The 13,395-nt window shown below is 64.7% G+C and carries 14 protein-coding genes; 4 read left to right on the top strand and 10 right to left on the bottom strand.

Annotation, left to right across the window (positions count from 1 at the left end):
• Nucleotides 1-35 precede the first annotated feature (35 nt).
• Complete coding sequence (locus tag CW360_RS12670; RefSeq protein WP_093986147.1) at nucleotides 36-581, top strand: TRAP transporter small permease subunit; 546 nt, start codon at nucleotides 36-38, stop codon at nucleotides 579-581.
• Nucleotides 574-1,947: a TRAP transporter large permease gene (locus CW360_RS12665; protein ID WP_093986146.1), complete on the top strand. Its 1,374-nt coding sequence runs from the start codon at nucleotides 574-576 to the stop codon at nucleotides 1,945-1,947. The genes CW360_RS12670 and CW360_RS12665 overlap by 8 nt, the downstream gene beginning before the upstream one ends.
• A gap of 18 nt (nucleotides 1,948-1,965) precedes the next feature.
• On the opposite strand, the gene CW360_RS12660 is transcribed toward CW360_RS12665, so the two are convergent.
• Genes CW360_RS12660 through purE form a run of 3 tightly spaced genes read right to left on the bottom strand, consistent with a single transcriptional unit; the run spans nucleotide 1,966 to nucleotide 4,132 of the window.
• A complete protein-coding gene (locus CW360_RS12660; protein ID WP_093986171.1) occupies nucleotides 1,966-2,511 on the bottom strand; it encodes a DUF3299 domain-containing protein in 546 nt (181 codons plus the stop codon).
• Between the two features lie 35 nt (nucleotides 2,512-2,546).
• Nucleotides 2,547-3,629, bottom strand: a complete 1,083-nt coding sequence (locus tag CW360_RS12655) for a 5-(carboxyamino)imidazole ribonucleotide synthase (RefSeq protein WP_101193946.1) — start codon at nucleotides 3,627-3,629, stop codon at nucleotides 2,547-2,549.
• Nucleotides 3,630-3,643: 14 nt separating this feature from the next.
• Nucleotides 3,644-4,132 (bottom strand): 5-(carboxyamino)imidazole ribonucleotide mutase, encoded by a 489-nt coding sequence (gene purE / locus CW360_RS12650; RefSeq protein WP_101193945.1) that lies wholly within the window; start codon nucleotides 4,130-4,132, stop codon nucleotides 3,644-3,646.
• A 355-nt stretch (nucleotides 4,133-4,487) separates the two neighbouring features.
• On the opposite strand from purE, the gene CW360_RS12640 reads away from it, so the two are divergent.
• Nucleotides 4,488-5,735 carry an OmpP1/FadL family transporter gene (locus CW360_RS12640; protein ID WP_101193943.1) on the top strand — a complete coding sequence of 416 codons (1,248 nt, stop codon included), beginning with the start codon at nucleotides 4,488-4,490 and terminating at the stop codon, nucleotides 5,733-5,735.
• 53 nt (nucleotides 5,736-5,788) lie between these two features.
• Here the strand turns inward: CW360_RS12640 and CW360_RS12635 are convergent, their stop codons facing one another.
• Together CW360_RS12635 and CW360_RS12630 are read right to left on the bottom strand one after the other, a co-directional pair.
• A complete protein-coding gene (locus CW360_RS12635) occupies nucleotides 5,789-6,703 on the bottom strand; it encodes a LysR substrate-binding domain-containing protein (RefSeq protein WP_093986141.1) in 915 nt (304 codons plus the stop codon).
• Nucleotides 6,703-8,196 carry an aldehyde dehydrogenase gene (locus tag CW360_RS12630; RefSeq protein ID WP_101193942.1) on the bottom strand — a complete coding sequence of 498 codons (1,494 nt, stop codon included), beginning with the start codon at nucleotides 8,194-8,196 and terminating at the stop codon, nucleotides 6,703-6,705. The genes CW360_RS12635 and CW360_RS12630 overlap by 1 nt, the downstream gene beginning before the upstream one ends.
• Nucleotides 8,197-8,398: 202 nt before the next feature.
• Between CW360_RS12630 and CW360_RS12625 the strand changes: the two genes are divergently transcribed.
• Complete coding sequence (locus CW360_RS12625; protein ID WP_101193941.1) at nucleotides 8,399-8,761, top strand: cupin domain-containing protein; 363 nt, start codon at nucleotides 8,399-8,401, stop codon at nucleotides 8,759-8,761.
• A 20-nt stretch (nucleotides 8,762-8,781) separates the two neighbouring features.
• Here the strand turns inward: CW360_RS12625 and CW360_RS12620 are convergent, their stop codons facing one another.
• The 5 genes from CW360_RS12620 to hemF form a co-directional block, all read right to left on the bottom strand.
• Nucleotides 8,782-9,102 carry a DUF2388 domain-containing protein gene (locus CW360_RS12620; RefSeq protein ID WP_093986138.1) on the bottom strand — a complete coding sequence of 107 codons (321 nt, stop codon included), beginning with the start codon at nucleotides 9,100-9,102 and terminating at the stop codon, nucleotides 8,782-8,784.
• 153 nt (nucleotides 9,103-9,255) lie between these two features.
• Entirely contained in the window at nucleotides 9,256-10,137 is an 882-nt protein-coding gene (gene pbpG, locus CW360_RS12615) for a D-alanyl-D-alanine endopeptidase (RefSeq protein ID WP_101193940.1), read from the bottom strand.
• Nucleotides 10,138-10,206: 69 nt separating this feature from the next.
• On the bottom strand, nucleotides 10,207-11,130 hold the full coding sequence (gene ppk2 / locus CW360_RS12610) for a polyphosphate kinase 2 (RefSeq protein WP_374379851.1): 924 nt from the start codon (nucleotides 11,128-11,130) through the stop codon (nucleotides 10,207-10,209).
• 323 nt (nucleotides 11,131-11,453) lie between these two features.
• Nucleotides 11,454-12,272, bottom strand: coding sequence for a shikimate dehydrogenase (aroE, locus tag CW360_RS12605; RefSeq protein WP_101193938.1), 819 nt, complete (start codon nucleotides 12,270-12,272; stop codon nucleotides 11,454-11,456).
• Between the two features lie 145 nt (nucleotides 12,273-12,417).
• The gene (gene hemF, locus CW360_RS12600) at nucleotides 12,418-13,335 is read right to left on the bottom strand and encodes an oxygen-dependent coproporphyrinogen oxidase (RefSeq protein ID WP_101193966.1); all 918 of its coding nucleotides are present in this window, start codon (nucleotides 13,333-13,335) and stop codon (nucleotides 12,418-12,420) included.
• Nucleotides 13,336-13,395: the final 60 nt, after the last annotated feature.

Below are 13,395 nucleotides of genomic sequence, written 5' to 3'. Positions count from 1 at the left end.
CCTGCGCCATGCCAGCACAACAATAAGGACCGCCGATGTCCAGCCTCGCACCGCCCCTGCTCACGCTGATGCGCCTGATAAACCGTGGCAATGCCCACCTTGGTCAGGCCTGTGCCTGGCTGACACTGTTCCTGGTTCTGGCCACCACGCTGATCGTGGTGCTGCGTTATGGCTTCGGTATTGGCGCCACCGCCCTGCAGGAGACCGTGATGTATGCCCACGCGCTGATTTTCATGGGCGCTGCAGCCTGGGCGCTGCAACGCGGCGAACATGTGCGCGTGGACATTTTCTACCAGCAGTTTTCCGCACGCCGCAAAGCGCTGGTCGAGATACTCGGCAACCTGCTGTTTCTCCTTCCCTTTTGTCTGTTTCTCGGCTGGAACAGCTGGGACTACGTGACAGCCTCCTGGTCGACGCTGGAGAAATCCAATGAAGCCAGCGGTCTGCCGCTGGTCTACCTGCAGAAAAGCATCATTCTGCTGCTGGTGGCCAGCCTCACCTTGCAGAGCCTGGCCGAGCTGATCCGCTTTGGCCTGACCCTGGGCGGCCAACTGCCGCACGATGAGGTGCAACATGGCTGAGCTGATGGCCGTCCTGCTGTTTCTGAGTATCTGCCTGGCACTGATGGGCGGTTTCCCCGTGGCCTTCACCCTGGGCGGTATGTCCCTGCTGTTTGCCGGCCTCGGCGTGCTGACCGGCACCTTCGATGGTGGCTACCTGTCGGCGCTACCCAATCGTCTGTTCGGCATCATGAACAACCAGACGCTGCTGGCTGTGCCGCTATTCGTGTTCATGGGCGTGATGCTGGAAAAGAGCCGGGTTGCCGAAGACCTGCTGGAGTCCATGTCACGCCTGTTCGGCGGTCTGCGCGGTGGCCTGGCCATCTCGGTGTGCGTAGTCGGCGCCCTGCTGGCAGCCAGCACCGGGATTGTCGGGGCTACGGTAGTGACCATGGGCCTGCTTGCCCTGCCCACCATGCTGCGACGCGGCTATGACCCGGCGATTGCCACCGGCACCCTGGCAGCAACCGGCACGCTGGGGCAGATCATTCCACCGTCGATCATCCTCGTGCTGCTGGGCGACGTGATGTCCAGCGCCTACCAGCAGGCCCAGCTGAAACTGGGCATCTTCTCGCCCAAGACCGTGTCGGTGGGCGATCTGTTCGTCGGCGCATTGCTACCCGGCCTGCTGCTCGTCGCGTTGTACATTCTCTATCTGATCGGCGTGGCCCTGCTGCAACCGAAGAAACTGCCGGCCCTGCCACAAGCCGAGCTAGGCGCCATCGAATGGGGACGCCTGGCGCGTGCCCTGTTACCACCGCTGCTGTTGATTGCCGCCGTGCTGGGCTCGATTCTCGCGGGCTACGCCACCCCCACCGAAGCGGCCGCGGTGGGTGCGCTGGGCGCCCTGCTGCTGGCGCTGGGCAAGGGCCAGCTAAACCTGACACGCCTGCGTGAAGTGGCCAATAGCACCACGGCGATCAGCGCCATGGTGTTCATGATTCTCATCGGCGCCTCACTGTTCTCCCTGGTATTTCGTGGCTTTGGCGGCGAAGCGCTGATCGAGGACGTCTTCGCACAGCTACCCGGCGGCGTACTGGGCGCGTTCTTCGTAGTGATGCTGGTGATCTTCCTGCTCGGCTTCATCCTCGACTTCATTGAGATTACCTTCGTGGTCGTGCCGATCGTCGGCCCGGTGCTGCTGGCCATGGGCCTGGACCCGGTGTGGCTGGGGGTGATGATCGCCCTCAACCTGCAGACCTCGTTCCTGACGCCGCCCTTCGGCTTCTCGCTGTTCTACCTGAGAGGTGTAACACCGCGCAGTGTGCCAACCCGCGTGATGTACAAGGGGGTGCTGCCGTTCATCATCATCCAGCTGTTGATGCTGGTGATTGCCTATCAGTGGCCCGCACTGATTACCTGGCTCCCGGCCCAGTTGTATGGCTGAGTCAGGCACCAGCAGGCGCTAGAGATCGTCTTCTTCAACCAGGCGCAGCTGGCTGGCCTGCAGACTGTAGGCCGCGTCGGCCAGGGCGTTGCTGGATGACTCGATGCGCAGCCGGCCCTCGACCCACAGCGGCTGGTAGATATCCTCGATAGCCAGGCCAGGCGCGTAGTGCACCAGTACGATCTGATTCGGTGGCGGCGGCGGGACGTGGATGCAGGCTCCGGGATAAGGCACCAGGAACAGCTCGACAACGCGCCCTGCAGCATCATGCTGCAGCGGCACCGGATAACCGCCCAGGCGGATCTGCCGACCATCCAGCGCGGCTACAGTGCGCGTCGAATACATCACCTCGGGCAGGCCGGGTTGCTGCCGCAGGCCATCCACCTCGCCGAAACGACCCTCTGTCTCCGCGCCCCAGTGCTCGATGTCCGGCATCTGCTCAAGGGCCTGGAGATCCTCCGGCGGCAACAAGTCCAGCCAGTCGGTTTCCGCCAGCTCGGCGTGCGCCGGTAACGCCCCATAGAGCAATACCAACAACAAGGCGGCAAGCATTCGGCTACGCATCAACACCTCGCAGCGGCGCAATACGCCGGCATGGATCAGCTTTTGATCAGCGCCTCGACCTCGGCAATACGCGCCTTGAGCGTTGCCATGTCCTTGCAGCGCAGGGTGGCATGACCGACCTTGCGCCCGGCCTTGAAGGCCTTGCCGTAGTGGTGCAGGTGGCAGTCGGCGATGGCCGTCACCTTCTCCACCGCCGGCACTTCGCCGAGGAAGTTGAGCATGGCGCTTTCACCGACCTTGGCGGTCGAGCCCAGCGGCAGACCGGCGACGGCACGCAGGTGGTTCTCGAACTGGCTGCACTCGGCGCCTTCGATGGTCCAGTGCCCGGAGTTGTGCACGCGCGGGGCGATCTCGTTGGCCTTCAGGCCACCGTCGACCTCGAAGAACTCGAAGGCCAGCACGCCGACGTAGTCGAGCTGCTTGAGCACGCGACCGACATAGTCCTCGGCCAGCGCCTGCAGCGGATGCTCGGTGCTGGCGATAGACAGCGCCAGCACGCCGCTGTCGTGGCGGTTATGCACCAGCGGGTAGAAACGGGTTTCACCATCGCGGGCACGCACGGCCACCAGCGACACTTCGCCGGTGAACGGCACGAAGCCTTCGAGGATGCACGGCACGCTGCCCAGTTCGGCAAAGGCACCCACCACGTCTTCGGGCTTGCGCAGCACCTTCTGGCCCTTGCCGTCATAACCCAGGGTACGGGTTTTCAGCACGGCAGGCAGGCCGATGGCGGCCACCGCAGCGTCGAGATCAGCCTGCGACTGGATATCGGCAAAGTCCGGGGTCGGGATACCGAGGTCCTTGAACATCGACTTCTCGAACCAGCGGTCGCGGGCAATGCGCAGGGCTTCGGCACTCGGATACACCGGGACGAACTGGGAGAGGAAGGCCACGGTCTCGGCCGGCACGCTTTCGAACTCGAAGGTCACCAGATCGACATCATCGGCCAGGCGGCGCAGGTGCTCGTGGTCGTTGTAGTCACCACGCAGGTGCTCGCCCAGTGCCTGGGAACAGGCGTCCGGCGCCGGATCGAGGAAGGCGAAACTCATGCCCAGCGGCGTACCCGCCAGAGCCAGCATGCGGCCCAGCTGGCCGCCACCAATGACACCGATCTTCATAGTTCAGGCCCCTGTCAGGAACGCGGATCCGGGTTTTCCAGCACCGTGTCGCTCTGCTCGGTGCGGAACTGCTTGAGCGCCTCATGATACTGCGGATGCTGATGACCGAGGATGCTCGCCGCCAGCAGAGCGGCGTTGACGGCGCCGGCCTTGCCGATGGCCAGGGTGGCGACCGGGATGCCGGCCGGCATCTGCACGATGGACAGCAGCGAGTCGACACCCGAGAGCACGGCCGACTGCACCGGCACGCCGAGTACCGGCAGGTGGGTCTTGGCCGCGCACATGCCCGGCAGGTGGGCGGCACCGCCGGCACCGGCGATGATCACCTGGATGCCGCGGCCTTCGGCCTGTTCGGCGTACTGGAAGAGCAGGTCCGGGGTGCGGTGAGCGGAAACCACCTTGACCTCATTGGGAATGCCCAGCTTGTCGAGCATTTCGACGGTGTGGCAGAGGGTGCTCCAGTCGGATTTGGAACCCATGATCACGCCAACCAGTGCGCTCATCGTCTTGCCTCATGTGCGGGCGCCTCACGGCGCGACAAAAACCAACAAGCCACGCAGAAGGCGTGGCTTGGCATGTCAGTCCCAACCACAGCTCCAGGCCAGGTGGGCCGCGCAGTATACCGCAAAGCGTGCCGTGAAACGCAGCGCCCAGACCGACGAGCGGCAGGTAGGCAGCCCACCCGACCACATGGCAATTACGCCAGCAGTTGACCAACCAGTCATCTTCCTCGCTTTGTTCGACAGCCTCATGCGTGGCATCATGCCGCGCCCCAACCCGTCTAGCGCGCTGTTTTGCGCCTTGTTGGCGGCCCGAATCGGGGTGTTGTAGGGCCGTCTGAACTGGAGTTGTGAACCCATGAAGAAAGTCGTCAACAGCCTCCTCGCCGTGGCCGTGGCTAGTGCATCCGGCTCACTGCTGGCTGCCGGTTTTGCCCTTAACGAACAGAGTGTCAGCGCCATGGGCACGTCCTTTGCCGGTCGTTCCTCCTCGGCCAACGACGCCACCACGGTGTATGGCAACCCGGCCGGCATGGCCCTGCTCAAGGGCGAGCAAGCCAGCGTGGGCGCGGCAGTGATCCTGGCCAAGACCCGCATTGACGACACTTCCGGCAGCACACCACTGACCAATCAGCCACTGACCGGCAGCAATGATGGCGACATGGTGCCCTTCACCGGCGTGCCCATGGGTTTCTACGTCAATCCGCTGAACGAGCAATGGACCTTCGGCCTGGGCTTCTATGTGCCCTACGGCATGATCACCGAGTACGAAAAAGGCTTCCAGGGCCGCTTCTTCGGCGACTACAGCGAGGTCAACGTGGTGACCCTGCAGCCGACCCTCAGCTACCGGGTCAATGACTACCTGTCGCTGGGTTTCGGGCCGACCTTCAACCGGGTCGAAGGCCGCCTGGAAACCGCCGCACTGGTCGATAACGGGCGCATCGTCATCGAGGGTGACGACACTGCCGTGGGCTTCAATGCCGGCCTGCTGCTGGAGCTGAGCGAGCGCACCCGCCTGGGCGTGACCTATCACTCGATGGTCGACTATCGCCTGGAAGGCAAGACCACGTACTCCGGCCTGCCAGCATGGGCGGCGAACTTCGGGCGGGCCAACGGTCGCTTCGACACCACGCTCGACCTGCGTACGCCGGAAATGATCGACAGTTCGATCACCCACCAGCTTAATGATCGCTGGACAGTGTATGCCGGTGCTGCCTGGACCCGCTGGAGCCGCCTGCAAACCATCAAGGCCGACTCACTGCAGACCGTGGAAGAAAAGCAGCACTGGAACAACAGCTGGTCCTACGCCACCGGTGTCAGCTATGCACTGAGCAAGGACCTGACCCTACGTAGTGGTATTGCCTTCGACCAGAGCCCGACCAACAACCACGAACGCTCGCCGCGTATTCCCAGTGGCGACCGGGTAGCCATCAGCTTCGGCCTCGGCTGGACGCTCAGCGAGCAGATGAGCCTGGACCTGGCCTACTCCTACCTGCGTGAAGAAGATACCGACATCCACTTGGAAAATCCGCGCAAGGGCAGCTACAGCGCCGTCTACAAGAACAGCGCGCATGGCCTGGGCGCTCAGTTGAACTACTTCTTCTAAGGTGTAGCGGTGGCCTCACCCGACCGGGTGGGGCCACGGCACGCGACGGCACGTTAGCGCTCTGCCGTCGCGCCCACACCGCTTTCCAGCTTGCGCCACAACAGGCGTACGCTGGCCTTGCGCAACAGGGCGCAGCGGTACAGGCGAATCTCCAGTGGCACCTGCCACTGTTCGCCGCCGCACACCAGCAGCTCGCCACGGGCCAGCTCACCACGCACCGAGAGCTGCGGTACCCAGGCCACCCCCAGGCCCTGCAGGGCCATACTCTTCAGACTGTCGGCCATCGCCGTTTCATACACCGTGCTACTACGCAGACCACGCTGGCGTAACAAGGCGTGCACCGAGCGTCCGAGCAGTGCGCCAGCGCTGTAGGCCAGCAAGGGCACGGTTTGCCCGCCCTCCAGGCTGAACAGCGGCTGGCCCTGCGCATCGGGGGCACAGACCGGCAGCATGTGGGTGCTGCCCAGGTGCAGAGAGGGGAAGATATCCGGCGGCAGCTGCAACGCGGCCTCCGGGTCGTAGTAGGCAAGAATCAGGTCGCAGGCCCCTTCACGCAACGCATGCACCGCCTCGCCGACGTTACTGGCCACCAGACGCGCCTGCAGCGGCAGGCCATCCCGGCGCAGCCGGGCAATCCATTCGGGGAAAAACCCCAGGGTCAGCGAATGCGCCGCGGCGATCTGCAGCACCTCGCCCTGCTGGCCCTCCAGGTTGTGCAACTGGCGCAGGCTCTCCGCAAGCTGTTCGCTGACATTGCGCGCCGTGAGTAGAAACAGCTTGCCCGCCTCGGTCAGCTCCACCGGCGTACGTGTGCGGTCTACCAGAGTCAGCCCTACGGCCGCCTCCAGGCTGCGGATACGCCGACTGAAGGCTGGCTGGGTGACGAAGCGCTTTTCCGCCGCCTTGGAGAAACTGCCGGCGGCGGCCAGGGCTACGAAGTCATCCAGCCACTTGCTTTCCAGGTTCACTACAGCTTGATCCAGGTCGCCTTGATTTCCGTGTACTTGTCGAAGGCATGCAGCGACTTGTCACGGCCGTTGCCCGACTGCTTGTAGCCACCGAACGGCGCGGTCATGTCGCCGCCGTCGTACTGGTTGACCCACATGCTGCCGACGCGCAGCGCCTTGGCACACAGGTGCGCCTTGGACAGGTTGCTGGTCCAGATCGCTGCCGCCAGACCATAGATGCTGTCGTTGGCAATGGCGATGGCTTGCTCGGTGGTGTCGAACGGGATCACCGTCAGTACCGGGCCGAAGATCTCTTCCTGGGCGATACGCATCTGGTTGTGCGCCTCATCGAAGATGGTCGGCTCGACATACACGCCGCCGGTCTCTTCGAGGGTGCGCTTGCCGCCGCAGAGCAGCTTGGCCTGCTCGGCATGGCCGGCTTCGATGTAGGACAACACGGTATTCAGGTGGCCCTGGTCAACCAGCGCGCCGACCTGGGTCTGCGGGTCCAGTGCATGGCCGACCTTCCAGCCCTTGAGGGCCTCGACCAGCATGGGCATGAACTGATCCTTGATCGAGCGCTGCACCAGCAGGCGCGAACCGGCGGTGCACATCTCGCCCTGGTTGAAGCAGATGGCCATGGCGGCGGCCTCGGCGGCGTCCTGCAGGCTCGGCGCGTCCTCGAAGACGATGTTGGCGCTCTTGCCGCCGGCTTCCAGCCAGACGCGCTTCATGTTCGATTCGCCGGCGTAGATCATCAGCTGCTTGGCGATCTTGGTCGAACCGGTGAACACCAGCGTGTCGACGTCCATGTGCAGCGCCAGCGCCTTGCCCACGGTATGCCCATAGCCGGGCAGGACGTTGAGCACACCCGCCGGAATGCCGGCCTGCAGTGCCAGCTGGGCCATGCGGATGGCGGTCAGCGGGGATTTCTCCGACGGTTTGACGATCACCGAGTTGCCGGTGGCCAGGGCCGGGCCGAGCTTCCAAGCGGTCATGATCATCGGGAAGTTCCACGGCACGATGGCCGCGACCACGCCGACCGGCTCGCGGGTCACCAGGCCCAGTTCGTCATACGGGGTGGCGGCCACCTCGTCATAAATCTTGTCGATCGCTTCGCCGCTCCAGCGGATGGCACGCGAGGCACCGGCCACGTCGACGCTCAGGGAGAAGGCGATCGGCTTGCCCATGTCGAGGGTTTCCAGCAGGGCCAGTTCCTCGGCGTGGGCGTCGAGCAGGTCGGCGAAGCGAATCATGATCTTCTTGCGCTCGACCGGCTTCATGCGCGACCACACGCCCGACTCGAAGCGCGCCCGCGCCAGGGCCACCGCGCGATCGGCATCGGCCTGTGCACAGCTGGCCACCTCGCCCAATACCCGGCCATCCACCGGGCTGATGCAGGCGAAACGCTCGCCACTCAGGGCGTCGCACAGCTGGCCGTCGATCAGCGCGCGGCCTTCGATCTGCAACTGCTGGGCACGCGCTTCCCAATCGGCACGGGTCAGGATGGTCATGGCATGGTCCTCTTATTATGCAAGCCGGCGACGGCCGGCGGCCGCGACAAGATGCCACCCTAAACCAGGGCCGGTAAGGTTTCAATATTTTTGACAGGCACAGCAAAGAATAGACATATCGCGGTATCGGCCGCTTGTTTTGTGCGTTTTATCAAACATAGACTGCGTCCAGGCCACGTATCCCAACCCGCCTGGAGCCACCATGAATATTGCGCAGATCGTCGACTTCGCCACCGCCAGCAGCCCTAGCGAACACTATCGTCCGGCCGCGGAAAAAATCCTCGCCGGCGACCCGCAGCAGCAGGTCTGCAACCATTACAGCAGCCCCTGCCAGCAATTCCATGCCGGCACCTGGCAGGGCGAGCCGGGGTTATGGCGGGTCAACTACAGCGAGCACGAATACTGCGAGATCCTCGAAGGCGTCTCAGTACTGCGCGACGAACAGGGGCAGAGCAAGACCCTGCGGGCCGGTGACCGCTTCGTCATTCCCGCCGGTTTCGTCGGCACTTGGGAAGTGCTGGAGCGTTGCCGCAAGGTCTATGTGATGTTCGAGGCGACGCGCTGAAGCGCGCGCCGCACAACGATCTACAGGGCGAGAATCGCCTCGGCCAGTTGCATATCGCTGGCCTCGCGGGCCTCCGGCAACTGCTCACGCAGGCTGCGCAGCGCCGCCTCCAGCTGCACGCCGCGTAGTTCGCCGGCGCTGGCCACGAAGCTGGCCGCTTCTTCACGTGCCGCCAGGACGACTTTCATGTCGCGCAGCGAGGTGGTGGTGTCCGAGCTGAAGTCCAGGCTGCGGTCCAGCGCACGCACCAGGATATTGCTGGTGGCCACCAGGGTTTGCGCCTGGGCGGTGCAGGCCAGGCCCAGGCTGGCAACAAGAAGGGCAGTTGGCAGGTAACGCATGATGACTCCGCAACAAGGTAAGTGAAGCGCACGCAGCCTGGAGATGAGCCACGTACGGGGTATCCGGCAGGACGCTCTGCAGCGTATTGGACTAGCCCCGCCGGCCGTGCACAAGCCTGTGCACGGCGTGGCGCGACAGCCATCACAGCCCGCTCAGGGCGCCGCCCGCTCAGCCAGGCGCTGCTGCTTGTAGGCCAGCGCCGCAGGTGCCACCGGGGTCACCTGGCCCGTCTCGATCCAGCGCTTGAGACGATTGGCATCGGCCATGTGGGTCAGTTTGCCGAAGGCATCCAGCACCACGAAGGCCACCGGCTTGCCGGCAATCTCGGTCTGCATCACCAGGCAACGCCCGGCGGCGTTGGTGAAGCCGGTTTTGGTCAGTTGGATGCTCCAGTTCGGCTTGTGCACCAGGTGATTGGTGTTGCGAAAGCCCAGGGTGTAGTTCGGCTTAGTGAAGGCCACGGTCTGCTCGCGGGTGCTGCTGAACTGGCCGATCAGCGGATAGCGCTGAGTGGCGCGGATCAGCCGGACCAGGTCCTCGGCGTTCGACAGGTTGTCCTCGGACAGCCCGGTCGGCTCGGCAAAGCGCGTCTGCGTCATGCCCAGCGCCTGGGCCTTGGCATTCATCGCGGCGACAAAGCCCGCCACGCCGCCCGGGTAGTAATGCGCCAGGGTGGCGGCGGCGCGATTCTCCGAGGACATCAGGGTAATCAGCAGCAGATCGCGGCGGCTCAACTGGCTACCCAGGCGCACCCGCGAATAGACCCCGCGCATTTCCGCCACCTGGTCGATGCGTACGCTGAGCCGCTCATCCAGCGGTTGCGCCGCCTCCAGCACCACCAACGCAGTCATCAGCTTGGTCACCGAGGCAATCGGCACGACCATCTGCGGGTTGCTGGCATACAACACCTGGTTGCTCTGCAGGTCGACCAGCAGGGCGCTGCCGGAAGCCAGTTCCTGTTGCGGTTTGCCGGCCCAGGCCAGCGTACAGGCGCCTGCCAGAAGCAGGCCCAGCAAAGTTCTACGGATCGTCACAGACAACTCGACTGCAAGAAAAAAGGGCGCGCCAGTATAGCGGGCGCGCCCCGGGCAATCGACGCACGTTTACAACAACGGCTGGTCGGCAGTGTGCTCGCCACGTTCGTAAACCACGTTGGCGCGGCCAACAACCAGCGGGTCGAGGGCGCCGATGGCCTGCAGGTCCTTGCCCTTGTACGGCAGCTTGTGCAGCACGTAGCGCATGGCGTTGAGGCGCGCGCGCTTCTTGCAGTTGGACTTGATCACCGTCCACGGCGCATCGGCGGTGTCGGTATAGAAGAACATGGCTTCCTTGGCCTTGGTGTAGTCATCCCACTTGTCCAGCGAGGCCAGGTCGATGGGGCTGAGCTTCCACTGCTTGAGCGGGTGTTTCTCGCGCTCCTTGAAACGCCGGCGCTGCTCCTCGCGGCTGACCGAGAACCAGAACTTGATGAGGTGAACGTTGTTGCGCACCAACATGCGCTCAAACTCCGGTGCCTGGCGCATGAACTCCAGGTATTCCTCGTCCGAACAGAAGCCCATGACCCGCTCGACCCCGGCGCGGTTGTACCAGCTGCGGTCGAACATGACGATTTCCCCCGCCGTGGGCAAGTGCTGCACATAGCGCTGGAAATACCACTGGCCGCGCTCGATTTCGCTGGGTTTCTCCAGGGCGACGATGCGTGCACCACGCGGGTTGAGGTGCTCCATGAAGCGCTTGATCGACCCCCCCTTGCCGGCGGCATCGCGGCCCTCGAAGAGAATCACCACCTTCTGCCCGGTTTCCTTGACCCAGGCCTGCAGCTTGAGCAGCTCGACCTGCAGGTGGTACTTCTCGCGCTCGTAATTGCGCCGCGACATGAGGTTCTTGTAGGGGTAGCCGCCCTTGCGCCAGTCGCTGGCCAGCTCATCGTCCGGATGCAGCGGTTGCAGGGTGAAGGGCGCGGCGTTGTCGTGACTGAGCAGGGCATGGCGCAGGGCCACCGCATCATCGGCAGACAGTCCCTGCATCAGCGCCCCCAGGGTTTGCAGCAGGCTGTCGATATCGCCGGGAGCGATCTGCCCGAGGATGTCCTGCACGGCAGCGTCCTTGCTCAGCTGGGCGGCCGCGACAGCCTGGTCGACACTGTAGCGTTCCAGGCCGGCAGCACTCAACGAAGGCGACGTGTCCCCGGCACTCACCCGCCGCGGACGACGCGGGCTGGCTTCACGAACAGAGGGGGCGGGCGGGGTCTGCTTGTCGGTCATGGGGTAATCCTTGTCGTGTGCCTCGGCCATACAGTTTCGCGTGAGCGATGCTCACAGGTATAGACGCAGATCAGCCCGGCCCGTCGTTACCGCAGCAAGGCGCGCAACTCGGCCTGCACCGCTGCCGTCTGCGGGCGCACGCCACGCCACAGGGCAAAGGCCTCGGCGGCCTGCTCGACGAGCATGCCCAGGCCATCCAGGGTACGCGCCGCGCCCTGGGCGGCCGCCCACTGGTTGAAGGCGGTCGGCGCGGCGCCATACATCATGTCGTAGCACTGGCTGTGTCCGGCGACGATCAGCCCGTCGGGGAGCGCCGGCAGCTCGCCGGCAAGGCTCGCCGACGTGCCGTTGATGATCAGATCGAACGGCTCACTGAGCGCGGCAAAACTGCTGGCGCGCAGCGCACCGAGGTCGGCGAAGTCCACGGCCAGCTGCTCGGCGCGGGCCAGGGTGCGATTGGCCAGCACCAGCTCGGCCGGCTGCTCGGCGAGCAGCGGCGCCAGCACGCCGCGCACCGCCCCGCCGGCACCAAGCAGCAGGATGCGCTGGCCGGCCAGGCGCAGCCCGGCATTCTCGCGCAGGTCACGCACCAGGCCGGCACCGTCGGTGTTGTCGCCGAGCAGGCGGCCATCGGCCAGCTTCATCAGGGTGTTCACCGCACCGGCGCGCTGGGCCCGCGCACTGAGCTGGTCGGCCAGGGCAAACGCCTGTTCCTTGAACGGCACGGTGACATTCGCCCCCGCGCCCTCGCGGAAGAAGGCCCGCAGGCTGCCGGCAAAGTCATCCAGCGGCGCGAGCAGCGCCTCATAGCTGAGCTGCTGGCCGGTCTGCGCGGCGAACAGACGATGAATCAGCGGCGATTTGCTGTGGCTAATCGGGTTGCCGAACACGCAATAACGGTCCATCAAAAACCTCTGCATCAAATGTGTGCTGAACGCCTCGCGAATGAAGTTCAGGCACGGCGAAAGCGCGCGAGGCAGCGGCGCTTACGGGGGGTACAGCCGCCCGCCGAGCCCGCGTTCAACGCCGCCTGGCCGAACACCGCAGCGTTCAGGACGGATTGGCCAGCCAGTCGCGATCCTGCAGGAAGTATTCGGTCAGGCGCGCTTCCTCGCTACCCGGCGCGGCCTTCCAGTCGTAGCCCCAGCGCACGCGCGGCGGTAGCGACATGAGGATCGACTCGGTTCGCCCGCCGGACTGCAGGCCAAATAGCGTGCCACGGTCGAATACCAGGTTGAACTCCACATAGCGCCCGCGGCGGAACGCCTGGAATTCGCGCTCGCGCTCACCGTAGGGGGTCAGCTTGCGGCGCTGCACGATCGGCAGGTAGGCCTCCAGGTAGGCATCGCCGATGGCACGCATGAAGGCGAAGCAGGTCGCGAAGTCCCACTGGTTGAGGTCATCGAAGAACAACCCGCCGATGCCGCGCGGCTCGCCCCGGTGCTTGAGGTGGAAATAGCGGTCGCACCACGCCTTGAACTTCGGATACACCTCGGCACCGAACGGCGCGCAGGCGGCACGCGCCACGCTGTGCCAGTGCACGCAGTCTTCCTCGAAGGCGTAGTAGGGGGTCAGGTCGAAACCGCCACCGAACCACCAGACTGGCTCCTCGCCGGGCTTCTCGGCGCTGAAGAAGCGCACGTTGGCATGCGAGGTCGGCACATAGGGATTCTCCGGGTGCATCACCAGCGATACGCCGAGCGCCTGGAAGCCCCGCCCGGCCAGCTCCGGGCGATGGGCGCTGGCCGAGGGCGGCAGGCTGTCACCAAAGACATGCGAGAAGTTGACCCCGCCCTTCTCGATCAGCGCGCCATTTTCCAGCACCCGCGTCCGTCCACCGCCACCGCCGGGGCGCTGCCAGGCGTCCTCGATGAAACACGCCTGGCCATCTTCGGCCTCCAGCGCCGTGCAGATGCGCGTCTGCAGGTCCAGCAGGTAGGTTTTGACGTTGTCGATGATCTCGCTCACGCGGGGTACTCCGGGCCAATTCAGGCGCGCAGCATAGCACTGGGCAGCACCGGCTTGACG

The organism is Pseudomonas fluvialis, from assembly GCF_002835605.1.
GTDB classification, from domain to species: Bacteria; Pseudomonadota; Gammaproteobacteria; order Pseudomonadales; family Pseudomonadaceae; genus Aquipseudomonas; species Aquipseudomonas fluvialis.
This window is presented reverse-complemented; position numbering and strand designations above follow the sequence as displayed.

Excerpts from the sequence above, each read along its gene's own strand:
- CW360_RS12630 (WP_101193942.1), bottom strand. The coding sequence starts at position 8,196 with ATGACCATCCTGACCCGTGCCGATTGGGAAGCGCGTGCCCAGCAGTTG.
- CW360_RS12620 (WP_093986138.1), bottom strand. The coding sequence starts at position 9,102 with ATGCGTTACCTGCCAACTGCCCTTCTTGTTGCCAGCCTGGGCCTGGCC.
- ppk2 (WP_374379851.1), bottom strand. The coding sequence starts at position 11,130 with ATGCAGGGACTGTCTGCCGATGATGCGGTGGCCCTGCGCCATGCCCTG.
- purE (WP_101193945.1), bottom strand. The coding sequence starts at position 4,132 with ATGAGCGCACTGGTTGGCGTGATCATGGGTTCCAAATCCGACTGGAGC.
- CW360_RS12625 (WP_101193941.1), top strand. The coding sequence starts at position 8,399 with ATGAATATTGCGCAGATCGTCGACTTCGCCACCGCCAGCAGCCCTAGC.
- CW360_RS12670 (WP_093986147.1), top strand. The coding sequence starts at position 36 with ATGTCCAGCCTCGCACCGCCCCTGCTCACGCTGATGCGCCTGATAAAC.
- aroE (WP_101193938.1), bottom strand. The coding sequence starts at position 12,272 with ATGGACCGTTATTGCGTGTTCGGCAACCCGATTAGCCACAGCAAATCG.
- CW360_RS12660 (WP_093986171.1), bottom strand. The coding sequence starts at position 2,511 with ATGCGTAGCCGAATGCTTGCCGCCTTGTTGTTGGTATTGCTCTATGGG.
- CW360_RS12640 (WP_101193943.1), top strand. The coding sequence starts at position 4,488 with ATGAAGAAAGTCGTCAACAGCCTCCTCGCCGTGGCCGTGGCTAGTGCA.
- CW360_RS12665 (WP_093986146.1), top strand. The coding sequence starts at position 574 with ATGGCTGAGCTGATGGCCGTCCTGCTGTTTCTGAGTATCTGCCTGGCA.
- CW360_RS12655 (WP_101193946.1), bottom strand. The coding sequence starts at position 3,629 with ATGAAGATCGGTGTCATTGGTGGCGGCCAGCTGGGCCGCATGCTGGCT.